The sequence below is a fragment of the Carboxydocella sp. ULO1 genome (assembly GCF_002049255.1).
Taxonomy (GTDB): Bacteria; Bacillota.
The window spans coordinates 11,945-32,006 of record NZ_BDLQ01000009.1 but is presented as its reverse complement, the minus strand read 5'-3'; the positions used below and the strand labels follow the sequence as shown (position 1 = coordinate 32,006).

Below are 20,062 nucleotides of genomic sequence, written 5' to 3'. Positions count from 1 at the left end.
ATATCTGTGAACACCTACCTGTGGTACTGGCAAGAACGACGGGACTGGCAGAGAATAATCGTCAGAGCAGAACGAAAACAGGTGGGAGATCTCTGGCTGTCCAGAGCTGAAGCAAGGGCACGGCTGCACGGGTCCTTGCTTAGCACTTATCCGCCTCAGCGCATCATCCTGCTGGCTACTGACACTGAACAGAATATACCGGAGATTTTACTGGAAACAGGGGTACCGGTAGAGATGCAGTATCTGCTGGGGACGATTCAGTTACCAGCAGAACTGGAACTGAGCGGGCATGCTTCCGTAAGACGCCAGCCCCTGTTTCCCCTGGCCCTCTGGCAAAAACAGATACCGGCTGCGGATGAGCCCTGGCTTTATCTCTATCTGGGACAGTATCCCTTTGTCTCTCTGGGGGTTGGCAAAAAGCTGGTAGATGTGTTAAGCTATTGGGAAGGAGAGGGGCCGCTGGGACCATTATCCACTGGACAACTGCCGACCCTGGCCTGGCTGGAATGGCTCTGTCAGCAAAAGCTATCCGGAGCGAAAGCGCAAGAACTGGTGCGGAGTAAGGGAGGAATAGCCGCCTATCTGGGGAGGGAATGGCAGCCCGGAGAAAAATTGCCCCCTGAGCTGGCCAGCACGGTGGTATATCAGAGTTTAAAAGGGCTGGGCAGTTTATGGACATTGAGCCAGGGGCAGGCCAGACGGCTGGTGCTGGCCGGGGAACTTCTGCTGGATCAGCAAGTACTTGAGCCCATTCAGAACTGGGCTCAAGCTCGACAGCTACTGGTCAGGGTGTTGCCTGCCGGGGAGGAATTTTAGTGAAAAACTATGTTTTTGTTGGCTATTATGGCAGTGGTAAAACCGAAATGGCGGTTAATTTCGCTTATGCCAGAAAACAAGCAGAACGACGGGTGGCTCTGGTGGATCTGGATATTGTCAATCTCTACTTCCGTTCGCGGGAACTGAAGGAAAAACTGGCAGAGGACGGAATTGATGTGATCGTATCAGAAGGCAAGCTGGCTCTGGCTGATTTACCGGCTCTCACACCGGCTATTTACGGGGTCCTGAGCCAACCACAACTGCCAGTGATTTGGGATGTAGGCGGTGATGAGGTGGGGGCTACGGCTCTGGGCCGTTTTGCCGCACAGATTGAGGCCAGCAGCTATCAGCTGTACCTGGTGGTTAACACCTTCCGTCCCTTTACCAGAAAGCCCGCCGAAATCCTGAAGGTAAAAGAGGAGATTGAAAGGGCTGCCAGGCTGAAGATTACCCATTTTGTCGCTAATCCCAATTTAGGGGAAGCTACTACAGTCCAGCAGGTCTTTGAAGGTACCCTCCTGGTGGAGGAGGCGGCGATACAGGCCGGTATACCTCTGGCCTGGGTAGGGGTATTACCAGGGTTACTGCCAGAAGTCAGTGAACTTTTGCCGGGCCGCAATTTCCTTACCCTGGAACGTTTCATGCTAACACCCTGGCAACGGGACCAGCAGACTTTCAACACTGATCCCCGCACTATGTTTAAGCCCGGTAACAGGTAAGTGAGGAGGTAAGAAGCAATGCCCAGAGTAACATTCAGGGAAGAACGCTGCAAAGGCTGTGAACTGTGTTTGCACGTTTGTCCCCAGCAAATTATCACCCTGGCGGAGCATTTTAATGCCATGGGCTTTCATCCGGCCACCGTTAAGGAGATGGAAAAGTGCATCGGATGTGCTATGTGTGCCCGCATGTGTCCGGATGTAGTTATAGAAGTAGAAAAGGAAAGCAAGGAGGGGGAGTAAGATGGCCAAACTGCTGATGAAAGGCAACGAAGCGATCGGGGAAGCGGCTGTCCTGGCCGGATGCAAATATTTTTTCGGCTATCCCATTACTCCCCAGAGCGAGTTGCCCCACTACATGGTCAAAAGGCTGCCGGAAGTGGGCGGAGTTTTTTTGCAGGCCGAAAGTGAAGTGGCTGCCATCAACATGGTTTTTGGGGCTGGGGGTGCCGGGGCCAGAGTCATGACTTCATCATCCAGTCCTGGTATCAGTTTGAAACAAGAGGGAATTTCCTACTTGATCGGTGCTGAGGTTCCAGCGGTGATTGTCAATATCATGCGGGGCGGACCGGGACTGGGCAATATCCAGCCTTCCCAGGCCGACTATTTCCAGGCTACCAAAGCGCCTGGCCATGGTGATGGCCGCATGATCGTCCTGGCGCCTTCCTCTGTGCAGGAGATCGTGGATCTGGTTATTCTGGCTTTCGACCTGGCTGACCAGTATCGTAACCCGGTGATGGTACTGGGTGATGGAGTGCTGGGCCAGATGATGGAACCGGTAGAAATAGATGATAATTACCAGCCCCGGCTGCCGGAAAAGCCCTGGGCAGCAACGGGCAAGCGGGGACGCGCCAGCAACAATATCATTAACTCCCTGCATATCGTGGATAAGGACAATGAGGAATTCAACCGGCATTTGCAGAAGAAGTATGCGGAAATCGCGGCCAGGGAAGTTCGCTATGAAGAATACTGCACGGATGACGCAGAGATTATCCTGGTAGCCTATGGCACCTCAGCCCGGATTTGCAAGGGTGCGGTGGACCTGGTCAGGGAAGAAGGCATCAAGGCTGGACTGATCAGACCGATTACCCTCTGGCCTTTCCCTGCTGAGATCATCAATCGTCGGGCTGAACAGGCTAAAGCTTTTCTGTCCGTAGAGATGAGTGCCGGCCAGATGGTAGAAGATGTCAAGCTGGCGGTTAACGGGAAAAAACCGGTATATTTCTACGGTCGAATGGGCGGTATTCTGCCAATGCTGGATGAGATTGTGGCTGGTATTAAGGGCCTGGCGGAAGGAGGGGCTCTCTGATGGCAGAAATGAAAAAAGTTTTTACCAGAACCAGGGGGTTAACGGAAAAGCCCTTCCATTATTGCCCTGGCTGTACCCATGGGGTTATTCACCGTCTGGTGGCGGAAGTGCTGGAAGAGATGAATTTGCTGGACCGGGCTATTGGTGTGGCCCCGGTAGGTTGTTCTGTTTTTGCCTATGAGTACTTTAACTGTGATATGTTTCAGGCTGCCCACGGCCGGGCTCCTGCTGTGGCTACTGGCATCAAACGGGTTCATCCTGATGCAGCGGTGTTTACCTATCAAGGGGATGGCGACCTGGCTGCGATTGGAACCGGGGAAATCGTTCATGCTGCTGCCCGGGGGGAAAAGATTACTGTAATTTTCGTTAATAATGCAATCTATGGCATGACTGGAGGCCAAATGGCCCCTACTACTCTACCGGGTATGGAGACTACCACCTCACCTTTTGGTCGTAACACTGAAACCCAGGGATTCCCGGTCCGGGTAGCGGAAATGCTTTCAACCTTAGATGGCGCAGCCTATATTGCCCGGGCAACAGTGATCAATCCCAGATATATTATGCAGGCTAAAAAAGCTATTCGCAAAGCCTTTGAAACCCAGATGGCCGGGAAAGGCTTTACACTGGTAGAAGTGCTGTCCACCTGTCCTACCAACTGGGGTATGACTCCCATTGAAGCAACCAAATGGTTGGAAGAAAAGATGATTCCCTATTATCCCTTGGGGGAATTTAAAACCCCGGCGGAGGTGAAATAGGATGTTACATGAAATTATCATGGCCGGCTTCGGGGGCCAGGGAATTATGTCCATGGGCCAGCTTCTGACCTATGCCGGGATGTTTGAAGGTAAACATGTGGCCTGGATTCCTTCCTACGGTCCGGAAATGCGGGGAGGAACAGCCAACTGCGGTGTGACTGTCAGTGACCGTCCCATCAGTTCGCCGGTAGTTTTTAACCCTACCGCTGCCATTATTATGAATATCCCCTCCCTGGATAAGTTTGAACCAGCGGTCAAGCCAGGTGGGTTGATTCTGGTCAACAGCTCCCTTGTGGACCGCCAGGTAAAACGAACTGATATTAAAGCTTTCTATATTCCTGCCAATGAAATCGCTGAAGAGCTGGGCAATCCCCGGGTAGCAGGTATGGTCATTCTGGGTGCGCTGGTGGCATTAACCAGTATGGTCAGTTTCAAGTCCCTGGAAGAGGCCCTGAAAAAGGTGCTGCCCGAGTACCGGCACAAGTTAATTCCGCTTAACATGCAGGCTTTGGAGCGCGGGGCCACTTATGTGAGCCAGCAGCTGCAAACCGCTGTTAGTTAAATCTTTTCAATTTTAATTTAGGCCTGCTGGGCCTTTTTTCTTTTCTTCCCGCTTATGATAAAATAGATAAAAAAGCCGGAGGCACTACTATGGCAACTATTATTTGGAAAGGACGGAGGTAGTTTCATGGTAAATACTTCACGCTTGGTACACGAATTTTTGACAATGGTGCAAATCGATTCCCCTTCCCGCCAGGAGCGGGCCATGGCGGATTGGTATAAAGCTCGCCTGATTGAACTGGGCTTGACAGTGGAAGAAGATGAGGCAGGTAAAGCTATTAATGGCACTGCCGGTAACTTGATTGCCCGGCTTCCCGGGGATGGGCAGGGCATGCCCATTTTTTTCAGTGCCCACCTGGATACAGTGGAACCAGGCCGGGGTATCAGGCCTTTAATCGAAGGAGATATCATCCGAAGTGCGGGTGATACCATCCTGGGTGGGGATGACAAAGCTGGACTGGCGGCCATTCTGGAAGCCATCCGTATAATTAAGGAAAACAACCTGCCCCATGGGGAGATTGAACTGGTAATCACAGTAGCAGAAGAATGTGGCTTGCTGGGGGCCAAACAGTTGCATCGCCAGCAATTGCAGAGTATAGCTGGGTTTGTTCTCGATGCTGGTGGACCGGTGGGCTCCATTGTGGTCAGGGGGCCGGCCCAAACCAAAATTGAGGCTACTATTCGCGGTAAGGCCGCCCATGCCGGGGTGGAGCCGGAAAAAGGTATCAGTGCCATTCAAGTGGCAGCCCGGGCCATTGACCGCATGCCCCTGGGCCGCATTGATGCCGAGACCACAGCCAATATTGGGGTAATCGAAGGGGGTAAGGCTACCAATATTATCCCCGATATGGTTAACCTGAAAGGGGAAGCCCGTTCTCTGGATCCGCGTAAACTGCATGCCCAGACCAAGCAAATGACCACCATTCTGGAACAGACAGCCCAGGAGTTTGGCGCCTATGTACAGCTGACTGTAGAAGATCTCTATCCTGAGATAAACCTGAAACCAGAGGAACCGGTAGTTCAGATTGCCCGCCAGGCTATCCAGGCCTGTGGTCTTACGCCCAGTCTGGACAGTACCGGGGGTGGCAGTGATGCCAATATCTTCATTGGACTGGGCTTGCCGACGGCCAACCTGGGGATTGGCATGCAAAATGTACATTCAGTAGAAGAAAAAATGGCTATCAGCGATCTGGTTAAACTGACGGAGGTAGTACTGGCTATCGTTAAAACTGCCCATGACTGGAGGTAGAGGGCGTGATTGCCAGAAAAGAAGGGATAGTCCTGACGGTAAAGCGGGATTTAGGAGATTATCAGGAACTGGAAGTGGAAATGGGAGGGGAGAAAGCCCGGGCGGTCAATTATCCCCCCTTGACCGGGCCCTGTCAACCAGGGGACCGGGTTTTGCTCAACACCACTGCAGTAGAGCTGGGCCTGGGCACGGGAGGTTTTCACTATGTCATGGCCAATTTCTCCTGCCCCCGGGAAGAACTGCAGGGCCAGGGTCATATCATGAAACTGCGCTATACCCCTATGCAGTTAAAGGTGCTGGCTGCGGAAGAGGAGGCCAGCCCCTGGCATCAAGAATTGAAAAACTTTACCGGTCTAAAAAAGACGCCGGTGGTTTGTGCCACCCTGCATAGCCAGTTGCCGGCAGTATGTGTAGGTATTCAGCGGGAATGCCGTCATCGGTTGCGGGTGGTATATGTAATGACTGATGGGGCAGCTCTGCCCCTTGCCTTTTCCCGGCTGGTTCGGGAACTGAAGGAAAAGGGGCTAATTTCTGCTACTGTTACCTGCGGCCACGCATTTGGCGGAGACCTGGAAGCAGTTAACCTTTATTCTGCGCTGGCAGTTGCTAAAGTTGCTGCCCGGGCGGATGTAATTGTCATCGCCATGGGGCCAGGAATTGTGGGCACTGGCAGCAAGTGGGGATATACCGGGGTGGAGCAGGGACAGGCTATCAATGCCGTCCATACCATGGGGGGCAAGGCTATCGCCGTTCCCCGCCTCAGTTTTGCCGACCCTCGTCCCAGGCATCAGGGGGTAAGCCATCACACCCTGACTGCCCTGGCCGAAGTGGCCCTGGCCCCCTGTCAGCTGGCATTACCCCGGCTGGAGCCAGCCAAAGCCCACCTGGTCAGGCGCCAGCTAACCGGGGCAGGGATTCTGACCAAACATCGATTGTATGAACTGGAGGCTGATGACCTGGTCAAGGCCATGGTAGAGGAATATCAGCTACAAGTTACTACCATGGGCCGCTCGCCGGCGGAAGACAGGGAATTTTTCGCCGCCGCAGCGGCTGCCGGGCGGCTGGCTGCCCGGCAGATTGTCTGGTAATTTGGAGACGGGAGGAAAAGGATGCGCAGTTTTTATGCTGATTTGCATATACATTTAGGGGCTACCACAGCCGGGCGGCCGGTGAAAATCACCGCTTCCCGGCGGCTTACCCTGCCGGCAGTGCTGGCAGAAGCAGCTTACCGCAAGGGGCTGGATATTGTGGGAATTATCGATGCCCAGGCCCCTGGAGTACTGGCTGATTTGAAGGAAATGATAGCAGCAGGGGATTTGCAGCCACTGCCAGAAGGAGGGCTGCTGTACCGTCAGCGGACTTTGCTGGTTCCGGGGGCGGAGGTGGAGAGCAGGGAAGGGGCCCATTTCCTGGCCTATTTTCCAGGACTGGAAGAAATGGAGCAGTTTAGTACCTGGTTGGCCGGTTTTATGCGCAATTTGCACCTTTCCAGTCAGCGGGCCCACCTCAGTTTGAGCCAGATTTTGCAGCAAACCCTGGAACTGGGAGGTTTGCTGGCACCGGCTCATGCTTTTACCCCGCATAAGGGGCTATACGGCTGTGCTTGTGCCAGTCTCGGGGAACTGCTCACTCCGGCGGAACAGCAAGAAATCCGGGTGCTGGAACTGGGCTTGAGCGCTGATACTGCCATGGCGGAGCGGCTGGCCGAACTGGCACGGGTAGCTTTTTTGAGCAATTCTGATGCGCACTCCCTGGAGAAAATCGGGCGGGAATATAATGAACTGTTGCTGGCAGAGCTCAACTGGAGGGAAATGCTGAAAGCCTTCTACCATCAGGATGGCAGGAGAATCATAGCCAACTGGGGGCTCGATCCGCGGCTGGGCAAATATCACCGCAGTGCCTGTGCAGATTGTGGCTGGACTGCCGGAGAGGAGAAGCCGCCGGTGACATTTTGCCCTGCCTGTGGCAGCAAGCAACTGATTACCGGGGTGCTGGACCGGCTGGTGGCGATTACCACCGAGCCGGCGGTCGGGGGTAAGCATCCTCCCTATTACTATCAAGTGCCCTTGCAATTTCTGCCTGGTATCGGTAAGAAAACCATGGAACGTTTGTTGAGCCAATTTGGGACGGAAATGGCTATTTTACATCAGGTGCCAGCAGAAGATCTCATTCGGACTGCCGGGGAGAAAATAGCCGCTCTGATTCTGGCCTGTCGCCAGGGCCAGGTGAAAATTCAGGCCGGAGGAGGCGGTACTTATGGGCGAATCCTGCAAGGTTAGTCACCCTGTCCCACTGGTAACGGTCACTGTTAATGCTTCCGGGGCTGCGGCTGCTGCCCGCCAGGGGCTGGTGGTAGTAATAGTGGATGTAATTGATATGTCCACCACTGCGGAAGGCCTGCTGGAGGCAGGGGCGGCAGCTGTGATCGGGGCCAGTCCCGATCAAACCAGGGCCCCGGTGGCTGTTCAGCCTCGACAGCGGGGAATGGAGGCGGGCCAAAAGGCCCGGGAGCTGGGGACGGGAGTGATTCTGGTCAGTGAACCCAGGTATGGCCAGGAAGAGGAACGGAGGGCGCGCTGCCAGAAGGCTCTGGCCGGGCTGGCGGAAACGGGATTAACACCCGAGCTGGTCCTGCCCAACCTGGGGGCGGAAACGGCGAAAATGGCGGATTTTGCAGGAAAGGTTATTCTACTGGTCAGTGATACCGGCGGGGTTGCCTATGATGCTGCTGTCACAGCAGGAGCTCCAGCGGTGCTAACGGCTACCATTGCCCGCACCATCGGGCGCCGGGGGACAGAGCCAGCCCGGCTGGGGGCGGAGCGGGCCAGACTAAAGGCCCGGGAACTGGGCACCGGGGTGGCGGTAGTGGCGGCCAGTGGCAATTCCCTGGAAGACGTGCTGGCTGCCGAGTATATTGGGCGTCTGTTGCTGGAAAGTCCTTGATTTTTCATCCTGACCTGGGATATTTTCCTCTCTTGTCCCATAAATATAGGACAGGGAGGAGGATGAAAATGCGGAGACTGAAGAAGATATTGAGCCAGTATTTGCGGGAGCGCTGGATGAGTTATCTCTGGGTGCTCCTCCTTTATTTCAGCGGCTATATTCTGGGGGCCCTGGGGCCAGGGGCTCTTGATGCTGGTCAGAAACAGCAGCTGACCCTGCTGGTGGACCATTTCTGGCAAAACCTGTCCAGTCTGGATGTGGATCGGGGCAGGTATTTCTGGTCCCTGGTCCTGGAACAGGGACGCAGCCTGTTTTTGCTTTTTCTGGGTGGCCTGTTTGTCCTGACCCTGCCGTTAGTCTGGGTTGTGGTCTTCTTGCGGGGGTTTGCCCTGGGTTTTACAGCAGCCTTCCTGACTGCGGAAAAAGCTGCTGCCGGGGCAGTTCTGGCCCTGGTTGCCCTTTTACCGCAAAATCTCTTCTTCCTGCCTATGTACTGGGCCGCTGCGGTCAGTTCCCAGCGTTTTGCACTGTACTGGCTTAAAAGCAGACTGGGGCGACGGCAGGGGGATGGCAGGGATGTGCTGCTGGCCTATTTTCTGGTTTTTCTGCTTTATGGCGGGTTATTATTTCTGGGGGCATTAACAGAAACTTACTTTACCCCGGTGTTGATGAAACAGATCTGGCGGTTGTTGAATTAAGAAAAATATTTTTTGATAAATCCTGCTGACCAGGCAGGATTTTCTTTTTCGGTGTGGAATAGAATAATTACTAAAGGTCAGACGACTAACATTATTGGTGGAGAAACGTTTGCACAGAGGAGGAAGCTAAAATGGCAATATTTAAACGGGCAATCCTAATCGTACTGGACAGTGCGGGTATTGGCGCCCTGCCGGATGCCGACAGGTATGGCGATGCCGGGGCTGATACCCTGGGCCATATTTCCGAAAGGGTAGGAGGATTGAAAGTCCCCAACCTGATTCAGCTAGGGCTAGCCAATATCCGGTCTTTTCCCCACCTGCAACCGATCAGCAATCCCAGGGGAGCTTATGGTCGCTGTGCCGAGATGTCCAATGGCAAGGATACCACCACTGGCCACTGGGAGATGGCTGGCATCATTCTGGAGAAGGCTTTTCGCACTTATCCCCAGGGATTTCCACCGGAAATTATTGCTGAATTTGAACGGCGGATCGGCCGCAAGACCCTGGGCAATGTGGTTGCTTCCGGGACAGTGATTATTGAACAGCTGGGCGAAGAACACATGCGTACCGGCTATCCTATTGTATATACTTCGGCTGATAGCGTTTTCCAGATTGCCGCTCACGAAGAGGTTATACCTATCGAGGAGCTTTACCGCATGTGCCAAATCGCCCGGGAACTACTGGTTGGCGATCATGCCGTAGGGCGGGTAATAGCACGGCCCTTTATCGGGCAACCGGGAGCATTTAAGCGGACTGAGCGGCGTCATGACTATTCCCTGCAGCCCCCCAAAACCATGTTGCTGGATAAAATCAAGGCACTGGGTTTGGAAGTAATGGCAGTGGGAAAAATTAAAGATATCTATGATGGCCGGGGTGTGACCCAGCATAAACTCACCAAATCCAATATGGATGCTGTGGACAAAACGCTGGAATTCATGGACCAGGGCGACCAGGGCTTGATTTTTGCCAACCTGGTGGATTTTGACTCCCTCTATGGCCATCGCAATGATGTAGAAGGTTATGCCCGGGCTTTAAGCGAATTTGACCAGCGCTTGCCGGAAATCATGGGACGGATGGGCAATGATGACCTGTTAATTATTACGGCAGATCACGGCTGTGATCCTACTGATGCCAGTACAGATCACTCCAGGGAGTATACTCCCCTCCTGGTTTATAGCCCCCGCTATCAGGGGGGCGTAAACCTGGGGACCAGGTCCACTTTTGCCGATATCGGGCAAACCATTGCCCGGGCCCTGGGCACGGAAATCGAAGTCGGCACCTCTTTTCTGACAGATCTAAAATAGGGGAGGTTAAAGCATGGAACGAGCCTGGAAAGTCAAATTGACTGAAGCTGTGGAGTACATTCGCCGTCACACCGATTACCTGCCGGAAATTGCCTTGATCCTGGGATCCGGACTGGGGGCTCTGGCGGAGGAAATCGAGGAGGCAGTGACCATTCCCTACCGGGAGCTCCCTCATTTCCCGGTATCCACTGTGGAAGGTCATGCCGGTCGTCTGGTGCTGGGCAAGCTGAAAGGCAAAACGGTAGTGGCTATGCAGGGTAGATTTCATTACTATGAAGGTTACAGCATGGGAGAAGTCACCTTCCCGGTACGAGTCATGAAGCTACTGGGGGCACGCCAGCTGTTCGTTACCAATGCGGCCGGTGGTATCAACCGGGAGTTTAAACCGGGAGACCTGATGTTGATAACCGACCATATTAATTTGATGGGCAGCAACCCTCTGATTGGACCTAACTGGGATGATTTTGGCCCCCGTTTTCCGGACATGAGTGCTGCTTACAGTGCCCGTCTCCAGGAAATCGCAGACCGGGTAGCAGCCAGCCAGGGTTTTAAGCTGCAGCGAGGGGTTTATGCCGCCATGACCGGGCCTTCTTATGAAACCCCGGCCGAAATCCGTTATCTGGCTAAAATTGGTGCTGATGCGGTGGGGATGTCCACTGTGCCTGAAGTTATTGTAGCCAATCACAGCGGCATGGAAGTGCTGGGTATTTCCTGTATCACCAATATGGCGGCCGGAATTTTGCCAGAGAAACTGGACCACAGTGAAGTAATGGAAACTGCTGAAAGAATTAAAAAGCAATTTTTAGCGCTGGTAAAGGGGATAGTGGAGTTATGTTAGAGTTAAGGGAAAAAATTAAGGATGCAGCAAGCTATATTAAAAAAGCACTGGCTGGCCGGGAACTGCCCCAAATCGGTCTGGTGCTGGGGTCCGGGCTGGGCTCACTGGCAGAGGAGATTGAGGAAACGGTAATTCTGGATTATGCCGAAATCCCCTATTTCCCGGTTTCCACTGTGGCAGGCCATGCTGGCCGCCTGGTTATCGGCTTGCTCTCTGGCAAACGGGTTATGGCCATGCAGGGACGCTTTCACTACTATGAAGGTTATAGCTTGCAGGAAGTAACCTTTCCCATTCGCGTGATGCAGGCCCTGGGGATAAAAGAGCTGATAGTTACCAATGCCTGCGGAGGGATGAATCCCACTTTTGCTCCCGGGGACTTGCTGTTAATTTCTGACCATATTAATTTCATTGGCAGCAATCCCTTGATTGGCCCCAATCTGGAGGAATTTGGGCCCCGGTTCCCTGATATGAGTGAAGCCTACAGCCGCCGTTTGCGTGCCCTTGCCCGCCAGGTGGCCGGGGAACAGGGAGTAAAACTGCAGGAAGGAGTATATGTGCCGGTCAGCGGGCCTAATTACTGTACCCCGGCAGAACTGATTTTCCTGCGCCAGATCGGCGGCGACGCGGTGGGCATGTCCACAGTCCCGGAAGTGATTGTTGCTAACCATGGGGGCATGGAGGTACTGGGAATAGCCTGTGTCACCGATATGGCGATAGGAGAACACCTGGAAAAGCTGGAGCATGAGCAGGTAGTTGCGGTGGCGGAACAGGCCCGGCCCCGTTTCATTCAATTGATCAAGGGAATTCTGGCAGCGATGTAAGGAGGAAAGGGCATGCGCGCATATGATATTATCCGCAAAAAACGGGATGGCGGCGAATTGAGCCAGGCGGAAATAGAATTCATGGTCCAGGGCTATACCAGCAATGAAATTCCCGATTACCAGATGGCCGCCTGGGCCATGGCTGTCTTCCTGCGGGGGATGAATGCCAGGGAAACAGCGGATTTGACCATGGCTATGGTCCGTTCTGGCGATCAGGTGGACCTAAGTGGCATTGCCGGGATCAAGGTAGATAAGCATTCCACCGGTGGCGTCGGGGATACCACCACCCTGGTGCTGGCTCCTCTGGTAGCAGCAGCCGGGGCACCGGTAGCCAAGATGAGCGGCCGCGGTCTGGGACATACCGGTGGTACTCTGGATAAGTTCGATTCCATTCCCGGTTTCCGTGTAGAGCTGAATAAAGAGGAGTTTATCCGCAATGTCAACACAGTTGGGGCGGCTGTTGTCGGGCAAACAGGCAATCTGGCCCCGGCTGACAAAAAGCTGTATGCCCTGCGGGATGTCACGGCAACTGTGGATTCTATTCCCTTGATTGCCAGCTCTATTATGAGTAAAAAAATTGCTGCTGGAGCAGATGCCATCGTACTGGATGTTAAAACCGGCAGCGGGGCCTTTATGAAAACCCTGGAGGATTCTTTCGCCCTGGCCCGGGCCATGGTGGCCATCGGCCAGGAGGTAGGGCGAAAAACAGTAGCGGTAATTACCGATATGGACCAGCCTCTGGGTCGGGCGATTGGCAATGCCCTTGAGGTCAAAGAGGCTATTGAAACTTTAAGAGGCGGCGGTCCCTCCGATTTGAGGGAACTTTGCCTGACTCTGGGAGCCCACATGGTCACCCTGGCTGGGAAGGCTGCCAATCCGGCGGCAGCCCGGGCCAGACTGGAGGAACTGCTGCAGAATGGGCAGGCTCTGGCCAAATTCAAAGAAATGGTAGCTGCCCAGGGCGGTGACCCCCGGGTTATCGACCAGCCTGAGCTCCTGCCTCAGGCCCAAAAGGTAATTCCTCTCCTGGCAGAACAGGATGGCTATGTGGCGCGAATCGAAGCCGAGGAGCTAGGGATCGCAGCCACCATGCTGGGGGCTGGCCGGGAGACCAAGGAATCAAAAGTGGATCTGGCCGTTGGTTTGGTAGTTAACAAGAAAGTAGGAGAGGCGGTGGCGGCTGGCGAACCACTGGTTTGGCTCCATGTCAACGAGGAACGGCGGCTGGCGGAAGTAATGGCTAAAGTAAAAGCCGCTTTTACCATCAGCTGTCAGCAGCCGGCACCGGCGACCTTGATCTATGGGGAAGTAGTTTAGTTGAGGTTCGAGGTTGGAAGTTTGAAGTTGGATTAGGGACCATGGTGTTAGCCATGGTCTTTTTTTTGAATTACCCCAGGCGGATTACCGGGGTGGTTTCTTTTTGTCTGACCAGCGGTGTTACTGTTCGGTGTACTTAAATGACCATTCAGTCAGAAGATTTATCCTTTTGGAAAAAAATATAGTGTAAAAAATTCAGATAAGTATAATTGTTCTTAGATATATATGAATGAAGATTCATTCCGAGGAAGCCGGGAGAAATAGCGTTAGGGAGGTTGAGAAGATGTTAAGTGTACTGAATTTAAACAAAAAATTATTTTTCTGGTCCCTGGGACTGACACTGGGCAGTCTGTTTTCCGTACTGGTAACTCTGGCCAATACAGGTAATCTATTTGCTGCCATGCCACTGGCAGGAGTGGGTGGGTTTGTAATTGAAGCTGATAAAATCACGGGTACCAATTTTGAACTGATTCCTTCAGTTGCCGATACCAATTTGTCCAATAAGGAACAGGAAAGCTGGACAGCTTTTCCCCAGTCCCAGACTACCATGGATACTGTGAGTATCTGGGGCCTGCGCCTTTACAAGAATATAGATTTGTCGCATCTGGGTTTTCCGGTGGCCAATTATGTCCAGGTATTAGTGGAAGCCAATACAACTGAAAGTAAATATGTCAGCGGTACCCAGCTGTTGATGAATGCCGATTATATTGAAGCGGAACAAATTGATTTCGGAGATCTGCAGATGGACGAGAATATGAGGACTGACCACCCCAACCTGGTAACCGGAGATGACCAAAAAGCTGATATAGGTATGAAAGCCAGTTCTGTTACCCTGACCAGGGCTAAAATCAATGCCCACTATATGTCCACCAAAACCATGAGCATTCCCGGCATGAAGCTGACTTTGCATCTCTACGACAGCAATAACAGGGAAGTAGCGCCAGCCAATATCATGCATAGCAGCCCCTGGAATAACTGATTTAAGGAAGGCCCGGCTTCCTTATTTTTTTCCTGGAGGGATGAAAATGAAAATTAAAATGCAGGCAATTATACTGGGCGGCTTGCTTGGGGCTTTTGCAGGCGGGGTGTGGTGGCAATTGGGCCTGGTTTCGGCCCTCATTGGTGCCATGGCTGGAATAGGAACAATGATGATTCTGGTCAGGTATTTTCCTCATAAACAGATTGCCTACGGTGTCGAAGGGGCCATTACCCTGGGGTTGATCGGAGGGGCTTTGATGCCCCAAAATTATATATATGCAGGGATAGCTCTTGGTATGACAGCTGGCAGCTGGCTATACAGCGGAATTTTTTCCTGCTGGCTTAACAGGATGCAATTGAAAGGCTGGTATATGGAGTTGCCTGGAAAAATGCTCTGGCGTCCCTTGCTGGCTGCAATAAGTGTAATGATAACGGAAATTGCTTTTAACCCCTGGCTGGCATGGCCTGTGGCTATTCTTGCTACTACCTCCTGGGGCTTTATCCTGGTGCAAAATCGGAAACGTCCTGTTTTGGGGGCGGTATTAAATCTTTTAGGGAGCATATTAGTTATCTGGTTTGGGATTGATATTGCTCCGGTCCTTTTTTTGCCAGGGAGCGGGCTTTACTGGGCCGGAATGGTTCTGGGGCTGGGATTGCTGGCCTTATCATTACTGGCTCTGTTTTTCCCCCACTGGCATCTGGGTTTAGGGGTTACCATCCTGATTCTGTCAATTCTCTCGTATGTTGGAGCTGCCGGTGGATTAGTGCTGGGAGGGTTGCTGTCTCTTCTGGGCGGATGTTTGATCCTGGCCTGGGCCGGTCAAAAAATTGAAAAAAATAATGTTAATTTAGCTCAATAACGGCAGGAATTTTCCTTTTCCTGCCGAATATATTTTTATCCAACAGTGGAGGCGAGAAGATGGAGGTTCGTTGGAAAGCGTGGCTGGTCTATGATGATAAGGCAGTGGGTGGGAGCGGATTGTGTGCACTGCTTAAAGCTATACAGCAGTATGGTTCTCTGAACCAGGCAGCACAGAAATTGGGTATATCATACCGCCAGGCCTGGGGCCGGCTGCGCAAAGCTGAAGCTGTTTTACAGCGGGAACTGGTTTACAAGCAAACTGGAGGAGAAAATGGAGGGGGAATGAGTCTGACTGGAGATGGGGAGAGACTTTTACTGTTTTTTGAACAAATGACAGCAGAGATAAATGCGGTTGTCAGTTACTGGCAACAAAGAAAGCCATTTTAATTTTTTTATCTGCGTTATGTACATTTTAACAGAACGAGGGAGGAAATTGTTTTATGAAGAGAACTGCTATCTTATTTACAGTTATCATGCTTTTTATCGCCAGTTTAACTGGTTGCGGTTCCCAGCAGGAAAAGGCTAAAAATACAATAGCAGAAAAAAGTAACAAAGATGTGATCCTGGCTACTACTACCAGCACCCAGGATTCAGGTTTGCTGGATGTGTTGATACCTGCTTTTGAAAAAGAAACTGGATATAATGTCAAAACAATTGCGGTAGGAACTGGTCAGGCTCTGGCTATGGGAGAAAGAGGAGAAGCTGATGTCCTGTTGACTCACGCACCGGCATCTGAACAAAAGCTGGTGGATAAAGGGATTGTGACTGACTACTCTCTGGTAATGCACAATGACTTTATCCTGGTTGGCCCAGCAGAGGACCCGGCCAGAGTTAAAGGAAAAGAAATAAAAGAGGCACTCAAAGCTATCTCTCAGCAGCAGGCTCTATTCTTATCCCGGGGGGATAATTCCGGTACCCACAAGTTTGAACAAAAAATATGGGAAAAGGTAGGAATAAAACCTGCCGGCAAATGGTATCAGTCTACTGGCAGCGGGATGGGACAAACCCTGAGTGTGGCTGCAGAAAAACGGGGTTATACAATTACAGACCGGGGCACTTACCTGGCCTTAAAAGACAAGTTGAATTTGGAGATTTTGGTCCAGGGCAGTAATGAGTTAAAGAATATCTACCATGTCATGGCAGTAAATCCTGACAAATATCCCAAAGTTAATGCTAAAGGAGCTCGAGCTTTTATCGCCTTTTTACTTAAACCGGACACCCAGAAGTTGATCGGCCAGTTTGGGGTGGATAAATATGGCCAGCCCCTGTTTTATCCTGATGCTATAAAACAGTAACAAAGTAGGTGCAAGGGATGGAATTGATCTGGGAAGGGATGGTTCAGGCGCTGAAATTATTGTTCCAGGGGGACCGGGAAACCTGGGCCATTATTGCCCTTTCTTTGCGGGTTTCAGGCACAGCTACTATCTTAAGTCTTGTCATAGGGATTCCCCTGGGTGTGTACCTGGCTTTAGGGGATTTTCGGGGGCGGCGCTTGCTGGTGACTCTGGTTAACAGCGGTATGGGTATGCCGCCGGTGGTAGCTGGTCTGCTGGTGACCATTTTGCTTTGGCGTAATGGGCCCCTGGGTTTCTTTCATCTTCTCTATACCCCTGCCGCCATGATTATCGCTCAGACTTTGATTGCTGCTCCTATCATTGTGGGGTTGACTATGGCCGCCATTCAACAGATTAACCCCAAATTGGTCTGGCAGCTGCAATCTTTAGGGGCGAGTCCTTTACATATTATCGGGATCCTGTTAAAGGAGGCCCGTTATTCCCTGCTGGCAGCAGTGATGGCAGGATTTGGGGCAGTGGTTTCGGAAGTAGGTGCTTCCATGATGGTAGGGGGCAATATCCAGGGGGAAACCCGGGTTTTAACTACAGCAACAGTAATGGAAGTAAGTAAAGGCAATTTTGGCCTGGCCATGGCTTTGAGTTTTGTTCTGCTATTTTTAAGTTATGGAGTAACCTATCTGCTCACCCTGTTGCAGCAAAGGAGAGGTTGAAATGGGCTGGCCGCTGTTACTGGAAAATCTACAGGTAAAGCGCGGGGGTAAGCTGGTACTTGCCGTGCCGCGCTTAGAGCTTGGAGCCGGGGAAATCATGGCGGTGCTGGGTCCCAATGGGGCAGGCAAAAGTACATTGCTGCTGACAGTGGCCGGGATCCTCTGTCCCAGCCAGGGCAGCATTCGCGCCGGGGAAATGGTCTGGGGCCCGGGCCGGGACCCTTATCAATGGCGCCAGGCGGTAACCCTGGTTTTTCAGGAGGCATTGCTGGTCAGTGGAACCGTACTGGATAATGTCACCCTGGGGCTGAAATTTCGTGGCCTATCTGCCCGGGAGCGGGAACAGCTGGCCGGGCCCTGGCTGGAACGGCTGGGCCTGACGGAGCTGGCCCGGCGCCGAGTTCAAGATTTAAGTGGAGGGGAAGCTCAGCGGGTAGCCCTGGCCCGTGCCCTGGTTCTTAAGCCCCAGGTGCTCTTGCTGGATGAACCTTTTGCCGCTGTGGATGCACCTACCCGTAGCCGTCTCCTGCGGGAATTGCGTCTGTTATTGAAAGAAACGGGCATCACCACCCTGTTCATTACCCATGACTTTCGGGAATTGCCGTTACTGGCTGACCGGGGGCTGGTACTGTTGCAGGGGCAAATGGCTCAGGTGGGAACGGTGCGGGAACTGGCCGAACGGCCGGCTAGTGAGGCGATAGCTCGTTTTTTTGGGGTGGAAAATCTCTGGCCTACCGGAGGAAGTCTGCCGGGTTTAAAGGAACTGCCGCCCGGTCTGGGGGCTATTCCGGCCCGGTGCGTGCGAATCCTCGGCGCCAAACCGGCTGTAGCCGGTGAGAGCTGGCTTTGGCCTGGGAAGGTAAAATATGTGGAAGAACACTGGGATGGGGTTTACTATTGTCTCCTTTGTGAAGGACTGGAAGTTTGGGGCTGGGCAGATAACCAGCTGCGGCTGCAATTAGGGGAACAGGCCTGGGCAGTAATCAATAAAAAACAGTTACATTATATTGAAACCCGGAATAGCCTAAATTTTTTGTCAGATCAAGAAGGACTTCCGGGTTAGTTGGCGAATATATTATAAATGGAGACCTGCCTTGAAACTGAATATACGGGGGAGGAAGAGGTCGGGAGAGACCCTTAAAGGGCGCCGAAGGAGCAAGATGGGCGGTTGGCGGCCGCAGATCAAAACTCTCAGGCAAAAGAACTGACTTCAGACCCCACTCTGGAGAGCTTTCGGGTAGACTGCCAGGTTGCCCGAAACACCCAAGGGGAAGCCCGTAACTATTGCGGGTAATCTCTCAGGTAACCAGGACAGAGAAAAGCCAAAAAGGCTTGTCTCTGTCCTTTTTATTTGTCCCCATTGGCACATACTAATGTTAAGGAGGTGTTCCTGTTGGCAGAATTGAAACGCACTCCCCTTTATGAGTTGCATATAGCCGCCGGAGCGAAGATGGTGGATTTTGGGGGCTGGGAAATGCCGGTTCAGTACAGTGGCATTATCGATGAACACCAGACCGTCCGCCAGGCAGCAGGTCTTTTTGATGTCTCCCACATGGGGGAAATTACCGTTAAAGGCCCCGGGGCCCTGGCCTTTCTGGAAAAGTTGCTGCCCAACCAGGTGGCCAGGTTAGCAAAAGGGCAAATCCTCTATTCTCCCATGTGCTATGAACACGGTGGCACGGTGGATGACCTGCTGGTATACAAGGAGGATGCGGAGGAATATCTCCTTGTAGTCAATGCCGGCAATACTGATAAGGATTATGAATGGATCAAGCAGCTGGCCCCGGCAGGAGTGGAGGTGGAAAACATTTCCCATACTGTGGCCCAGCTGGCCATTCAGGGACCTCAGGCTACTGCGATCCTTAAGCCCCTTACTCCCGTTCAGTTAGATGCTATTCGCTACTACTGGTTCACCCGAGGTGAGGTTGCGGGCATACCCTGTATTATCTCCCGCACCGGCTACACCGGGGAGGATGGCTGGGAACTTTATTGTTCACCGGACCAGGCCAGGCAGCTCTGGCAAACCCTGCTTACGGCTGGACAGGATAAGGGTATTAAGCCTATCGGTTTGGGGGCCCGGGATACCCTGCGCTTTGAGGCTGCTATGCCTCTATATGGCCATGAACTGAGCGAAGATATTACACCCCTGGAAGCTGGCCTGAAGAGATTCATCGCCCTTGATAAACCGGAAGATTTCATCGGCAAGACTGCTCTTACGGCCCAGGCTGAAGCAGGACTGAAGCGCAAGCTGGTAGGTCTGGAAATGGTAGAGCGGGGCATTGCCCGGCAGGGTTATCCCGTAGTTTATCAGGGCCAGGAAATTGGGATGGTTACATCCGGAACCATGGCTCCAACCCTGGGGAAAAACCTGGCCATGGCCCTCATAGCTGCTGATGTGGCCCAAACTGGTCAGGAAGTAGCCGTTATGATTCGTAACAAGGAAGTAAAGGCAAAAATCGTTAGTTTGCCTTTTTATAAAAGAGGGAGGTAATTGAGTATGAGCAAAGTGCTGGCAGATTTAAAGTACACCAAAGATCATGAATGGGTAAAAATTGAAGGAAACATGGCGATTATCGGCATCACAGACCATGCCCAGGAAGCCCTTGGCGATGTGGTATTTGTGGATTTGCCGCCGGTGGGCACTGAAATCACTGCCGGTGAAAGTTTCGGTACTGTGGAATCCGTGAAGGCTGTTTCCGACATCTACGCTCCGGTAACCGGCAAAGTGGTGGAAGTAAACCAGGAGCTTATCGACGCCCCTGAAAAAATCAATGAAGATGCCTATGCTGCCTGGATGGTCAAGGTGGAAATCAGCGAAGAACCGGCGGAATTGCTGACTGCTGACGAATACGAAGAATTGCTGGCCAACGAATAAGAGCGAGGGGGCATA

Annotated in this window: 23 protein-coding genes and 1 riboswitch; all 23 genes read left to right on the top strand. The window is 52.5% G+C overall.

Annotated features, from left to right (window positions below; all coding sequences use genetic code 11):
• Positions 1 to 6: 6 nt before the first annotated feature.
• Positions 7 to 816, top strand: coding sequence for a hypothetical protein (locus tag ULO1_RS02210; protein WP_079907903.1), 810 nt, complete (start codon positions 7 to 9; stop codon positions 814 to 816).
• Positions 816 to 1,535: a hypothetical protein gene (locus ULO1_RS02205; RefSeq protein ID WP_078665025.1), complete on the top strand. Its 720-nt coding sequence runs from the start codon at positions 816 to 818 to the stop codon at positions 1,533 to 1,535. The genes ULO1_RS02210 and ULO1_RS02205 overlap by 1 nt, the downstream gene beginning before the upstream one ends.
• A gap of 18 nt (positions 1,536 to 1,553) precedes the next feature.
• Entirely contained in the window at positions 1,554 to 1,775 is a 222-nt protein-coding gene (locus ULO1_RS02200; RefSeq protein WP_078665026.1) for a 4Fe-4S dicluster domain-containing protein, read from the top strand.
• Between the two features lies 1 nt (position 1,776).
• Positions 1,777 to 2,841: a 3-methyl-2-oxobutanoate dehydrogenase subunit VorB gene (locus ULO1_RS02195; RefSeq protein WP_078665027.1), complete on the top strand. Its 1,065-nt coding sequence runs from the start codon at positions 1,777 to 1,779 to the stop codon at positions 2,839 to 2,841.
• A gap of 8 nt (positions 2,842 to 2,849) precedes the next feature.
• Positions 2,850 to 3,596 (top strand): thiamine pyrophosphate-dependent enzyme, encoded by a 747-nt coding sequence (locus ULO1_RS02190; RefSeq protein WP_079932921.1) that lies wholly within the window; start codon positions 2,850 to 2,852, stop codon positions 3,594 to 3,596.
• 1 nt (position 3,597) lies between these two features.
• Complete coding sequence (locus ULO1_RS02185; protein ID WP_078665028.1) at positions 3,598 to 4,158, top strand: 2-oxoacid:acceptor oxidoreductase family protein; 561 nt, start codon at positions 3,598 to 3,600, stop codon at positions 4,156 to 4,158.
• A 126-nt stretch (positions 4,159 to 4,284) separates the two neighbouring features.
• Entirely contained in the window at positions 4,285 to 5,406 is a 1,122-nt protein-coding gene (locus ULO1_RS02180; protein ID WP_079907899.1) for a M20/M25/M40 family metallo-hydrolase, read from the top strand.
• A gap of 5 nt (positions 5,407 to 5,411) precedes the next feature.
• The gene (locus tag ULO1_RS02175; RefSeq protein ID WP_242946680.1) at positions 5,412 to 6,494 is read left to right on the top strand and encodes a DUF3866 family protein; all 1,083 of its coding nucleotides are present in this window, start codon (positions 5,412 to 5,414) and stop codon (positions 6,492 to 6,494) included.
• Between the two features lie 21 nt (positions 6,495 to 6,515).
• The gene (locus ULO1_RS02170; protein ID WP_079907897.1) at positions 6,516 to 7,685 is read left to right on the top strand and encodes an endonuclease Q family protein; all 1,170 of its coding nucleotides are present in this window, start codon (positions 6,516 to 6,518) and stop codon (positions 7,683 to 7,685) included.
• Positions 7,663 to 8,349: a hypothetical protein gene (locus tag ULO1_RS02165; RefSeq protein WP_078665030.1), complete on the top strand. Its 687-nt coding sequence runs from the start codon at positions 7,663 to 7,665 to the stop codon at positions 8,347 to 8,349. The genes ULO1_RS02170 and ULO1_RS02165 overlap by 23 nt, the downstream gene beginning before the upstream one ends.
• Before the next feature lie 68 nt (positions 8,350 to 8,417).
• A complete protein-coding gene (gene spoIIM, locus ULO1_RS02160) occupies positions 8,418 to 9,047 on the top strand; it encodes a stage II sporulation protein M (protein ID WP_159071828.1) in 630 nt (209 codons plus the stop codon).
• A gap of 131 nt (positions 9,048 to 9,178) precedes the next feature.
• A complete protein-coding gene (locus ULO1_RS02155; RefSeq protein ID WP_079907895.1) occupies positions 9,179 to 10,351 on the top strand; it encodes a phosphopentomutase in 1,173 nt (390 codons plus the stop codon).
• A 13-nt stretch (positions 10,352 to 10,364) separates the two neighbouring features.
• Positions 10,365 to 11,189 carry a purine-nucleoside phosphorylase gene (locus ULO1_RS02150; protein ID WP_078665033.1) on the top strand — a complete coding sequence of 275 codons (825 nt, stop codon included), beginning with the start codon at positions 10,365 to 10,367 and terminating at the stop codon, positions 11,187 to 11,189.
• Positions 11,183 to 12,010 (top strand): purine-nucleoside phosphorylase, encoded by an 828-nt coding sequence (locus ULO1_RS02145; protein ID WP_079907894.1) that lies wholly within the window; start codon positions 11,183 to 11,185, stop codon positions 12,008 to 12,010. Before ULO1_RS02150 ends, ULO1_RS02145 begins: the two co-directional genes overlap by 7 nt.
• Before the next feature lie 12 nt (positions 12,011 to 12,022).
• On the top strand, positions 12,023 to 13,327 hold the full coding sequence (locus ULO1_RS02140; protein ID WP_079932893.1) for a pyrimidine-nucleoside phosphorylase: 1,305 nt from the start codon (positions 12,023 to 12,025) through the stop codon (positions 13,325 to 13,327).
• A 283-nt stretch (positions 13,328 to 13,610) separates the two neighbouring features.
• Entirely contained in the window at positions 13,611 to 14,306 is a 696-nt protein-coding gene (locus ULO1_RS02135; protein WP_078665036.1) for a DUF6230 family protein, read from the top strand.
• 46 nt (positions 14,307 to 14,352) lie between these two features.
• Entirely contained in the window at positions 14,353 to 15,165 is an 813-nt protein-coding gene (locus ULO1_RS02130) for a DUF6114 domain-containing protein (protein WP_079932892.1), read from the top strand.
• Positions 15,166 to 15,224: 59 nt separating this feature from the next.
• Positions 15,225 to 15,554 (top strand): winged helix-turn-helix domain-containing protein, encoded by a 330-nt coding sequence (locus ULO1_RS02125; protein WP_079932891.1) that lies wholly within the window; start codon positions 15,225 to 15,227, stop codon positions 15,552 to 15,554.
• 53 nt (positions 15,555 to 15,607) lie between these two features.
• The gene (locus ULO1_RS02120) at positions 15,608 to 16,462 is read left to right on the top strand and encodes a substrate-binding domain-containing protein (RefSeq protein ID WP_078665039.1); all 855 of its coding nucleotides are present in this window, start codon (positions 15,608 to 15,610) and stop codon (positions 16,460 to 16,462) included.
• Positions 16,463 to 16,479: 17 nt separating this feature from the next.
• A complete protein-coding gene (locus ULO1_RS02115) occupies positions 16,480 to 17,172 on the top strand; it encodes an ABC transporter permease (RefSeq protein ID WP_078665040.1) in 693 nt (230 codons plus the stop codon).
• Between the two features lies 1 nt (position 17,173).
• Complete coding sequence (locus ULO1_RS02110; protein WP_078665041.1) at positions 17,174 to 18,235, top strand: ABC transporter ATP-binding protein; 1,062 nt, start codon at positions 17,174 to 17,176, stop codon at positions 18,233 to 18,235.
• A gap of 52 nt (positions 18,236 to 18,287) precedes the next feature.
• Positions 18,288 to 18,389: riboswitch (glycine riboswitch) on the top strand.
• Positions 18,390 to 18,565: 176 nt separating this feature from the next.
• Positions 18,566 to 19,663: a glycine cleavage system aminomethyltransferase GcvT gene (gene gcvT, locus ULO1_RS02105; protein ID WP_079907589.1), complete on the top strand. Its 1,098-nt coding sequence runs from the start codon at positions 18,566 to 18,568 to the stop codon at positions 19,661 to 19,663.
• A gap of 6 nt (positions 19,664 to 19,669) precedes the next feature.
• On the top strand, positions 19,670 to 20,047 hold the full coding sequence (gcvH, locus tag ULO1_RS02100; protein ID WP_079932890.1) for a glycine cleavage system protein GcvH: 378 nt from the start codon (positions 19,670 to 19,672) through the stop codon (positions 20,045 to 20,047).
• Positions 20,048 to 20,062: the final 15 nt, after the last annotated feature.

What these genes read in the sequence shown, in the direction of transcription:
- ULO1_RS02165 (WP_078665030.1), top strand. Translation starts at nt 7,663, where the DNA reads ATGGGCGAATCCTGCAAGGTTAGTCACCCTGTCCCACTGGTAACGGTC.
- spoIIM (WP_159071828.1), top strand. Translation starts at nt 8,418, where the DNA reads ATGCGGAGACTGAAGAAGATATTGAGCCAGTATTTGCGGGAGCGCTGG.
- ULO1_RS02135 (WP_078665036.1), top strand. Translation starts at nt 13,611, where the DNA reads ATGTTAAGTGTACTGAATTTAAACAAAAAATTATTTTTCTGGTCCCTG.
- ULO1_RS02115 (WP_078665040.1), top strand. Translation starts at nt 16,480, where the DNA reads ATGGAATTGATCTGGGAAGGGATGGTTCAGGCGCTGAAATTATTGTTC.
- ULO1_RS02200 (WP_078665026.1), top strand. Translation starts at nt 1,554, where the DNA reads ATGCCCAGAGTAACATTCAGGGAAGAACGCTGCAAAGGCTGTGAACTG.
- ULO1_RS02140 (WP_079932893.1), top strand. Translation starts at nt 12,023, where the DNA reads ATGCGCGCATATGATATTATCCGCAAAAAACGGGATGGCGGCGAATTG.
- ULO1_RS02195 (WP_078665027.1), top strand. Translation starts at nt 1,777, where the DNA reads ATGGCCAAACTGCTGATGAAAGGCAACGAAGCGATCGGGGAAGCGGCT.
- ULO1_RS02155 (WP_079907895.1), top strand. Translation starts at nt 9,179, where the DNA reads ATGGCAATATTTAAACGGGCAATCCTAATCGTACTGGACAGTGCGGGT.
- ULO1_RS02125 (WP_079932891.1), top strand. Translation starts at nt 15,225, where the DNA reads ATGGAGGTTCGTTGGAAAGCGTGGCTGGTCTATGATGATAAGGCAGTG.
- ULO1_RS02185 (WP_078665028.1), top strand. Translation starts at nt 3,598, where the DNA reads ATGTTACATGAAATTATCATGGCCGGCTTCGGGGGCCAGGGAATTATG.
- ULO1_RS02120 (WP_078665039.1), top strand. Translation starts at nt 15,608, where the DNA reads ATGAAGAGAACTGCTATCTTATTTACAGTTATCATGCTTTTTATCGCC.
- ULO1_RS02130 (WP_079932892.1), top strand. Translation starts at nt 14,353, where the DNA reads ATGAAAATTAAAATGCAGGCAATTATACTGGGCGGCTTGCTTGGGGCT.
- ULO1_RS02145 (WP_079907894.1), top strand. Translation starts at nt 11,183, where the DNA reads ATGTTAGAGTTAAGGGAAAAAATTAAGGATGCAGCAAGCTATATTAAA.
- ULO1_RS02110 (WP_078665041.1), top strand. Translation starts at nt 17,174, where the DNA reads ATGGGCTGGCCGCTGTTACTGGAAAATCTACAGGTAAAGCGCGGGGGT.
- ULO1_RS02150 (WP_078665033.1), top strand. Translation starts at nt 10,365, where the DNA reads ATGGAACGAGCCTGGAAAGTCAAATTGACTGAAGCTGTGGAGTACATT.
- ULO1_RS02180 (WP_079907899.1), top strand. Translation starts at nt 4,285, where the DNA reads ATGGTAAATACTTCACGCTTGGTACACGAATTTTTGACAATGGTGCAA.
- ULO1_RS02190 (WP_079932921.1), top strand. Translation starts at nt 2,850, where the DNA reads ATGAAAAAAGTTTTTACCAGAACCAGGGGGTTAACGGAAAAGCCCTTC.
- ULO1_RS02170 (WP_079907897.1), top strand. Translation starts at nt 6,516, where the DNA reads ATGCGCAGTTTTTATGCTGATTTGCATATACATTTAGGGGCTACCACA.
- gcvH (WP_079932890.1), top strand. Translation starts at nt 19,670, where the DNA reads ATGAGCAAAGTGCTGGCAGATTTAAAGTACACCAAAGATCATGAATGG.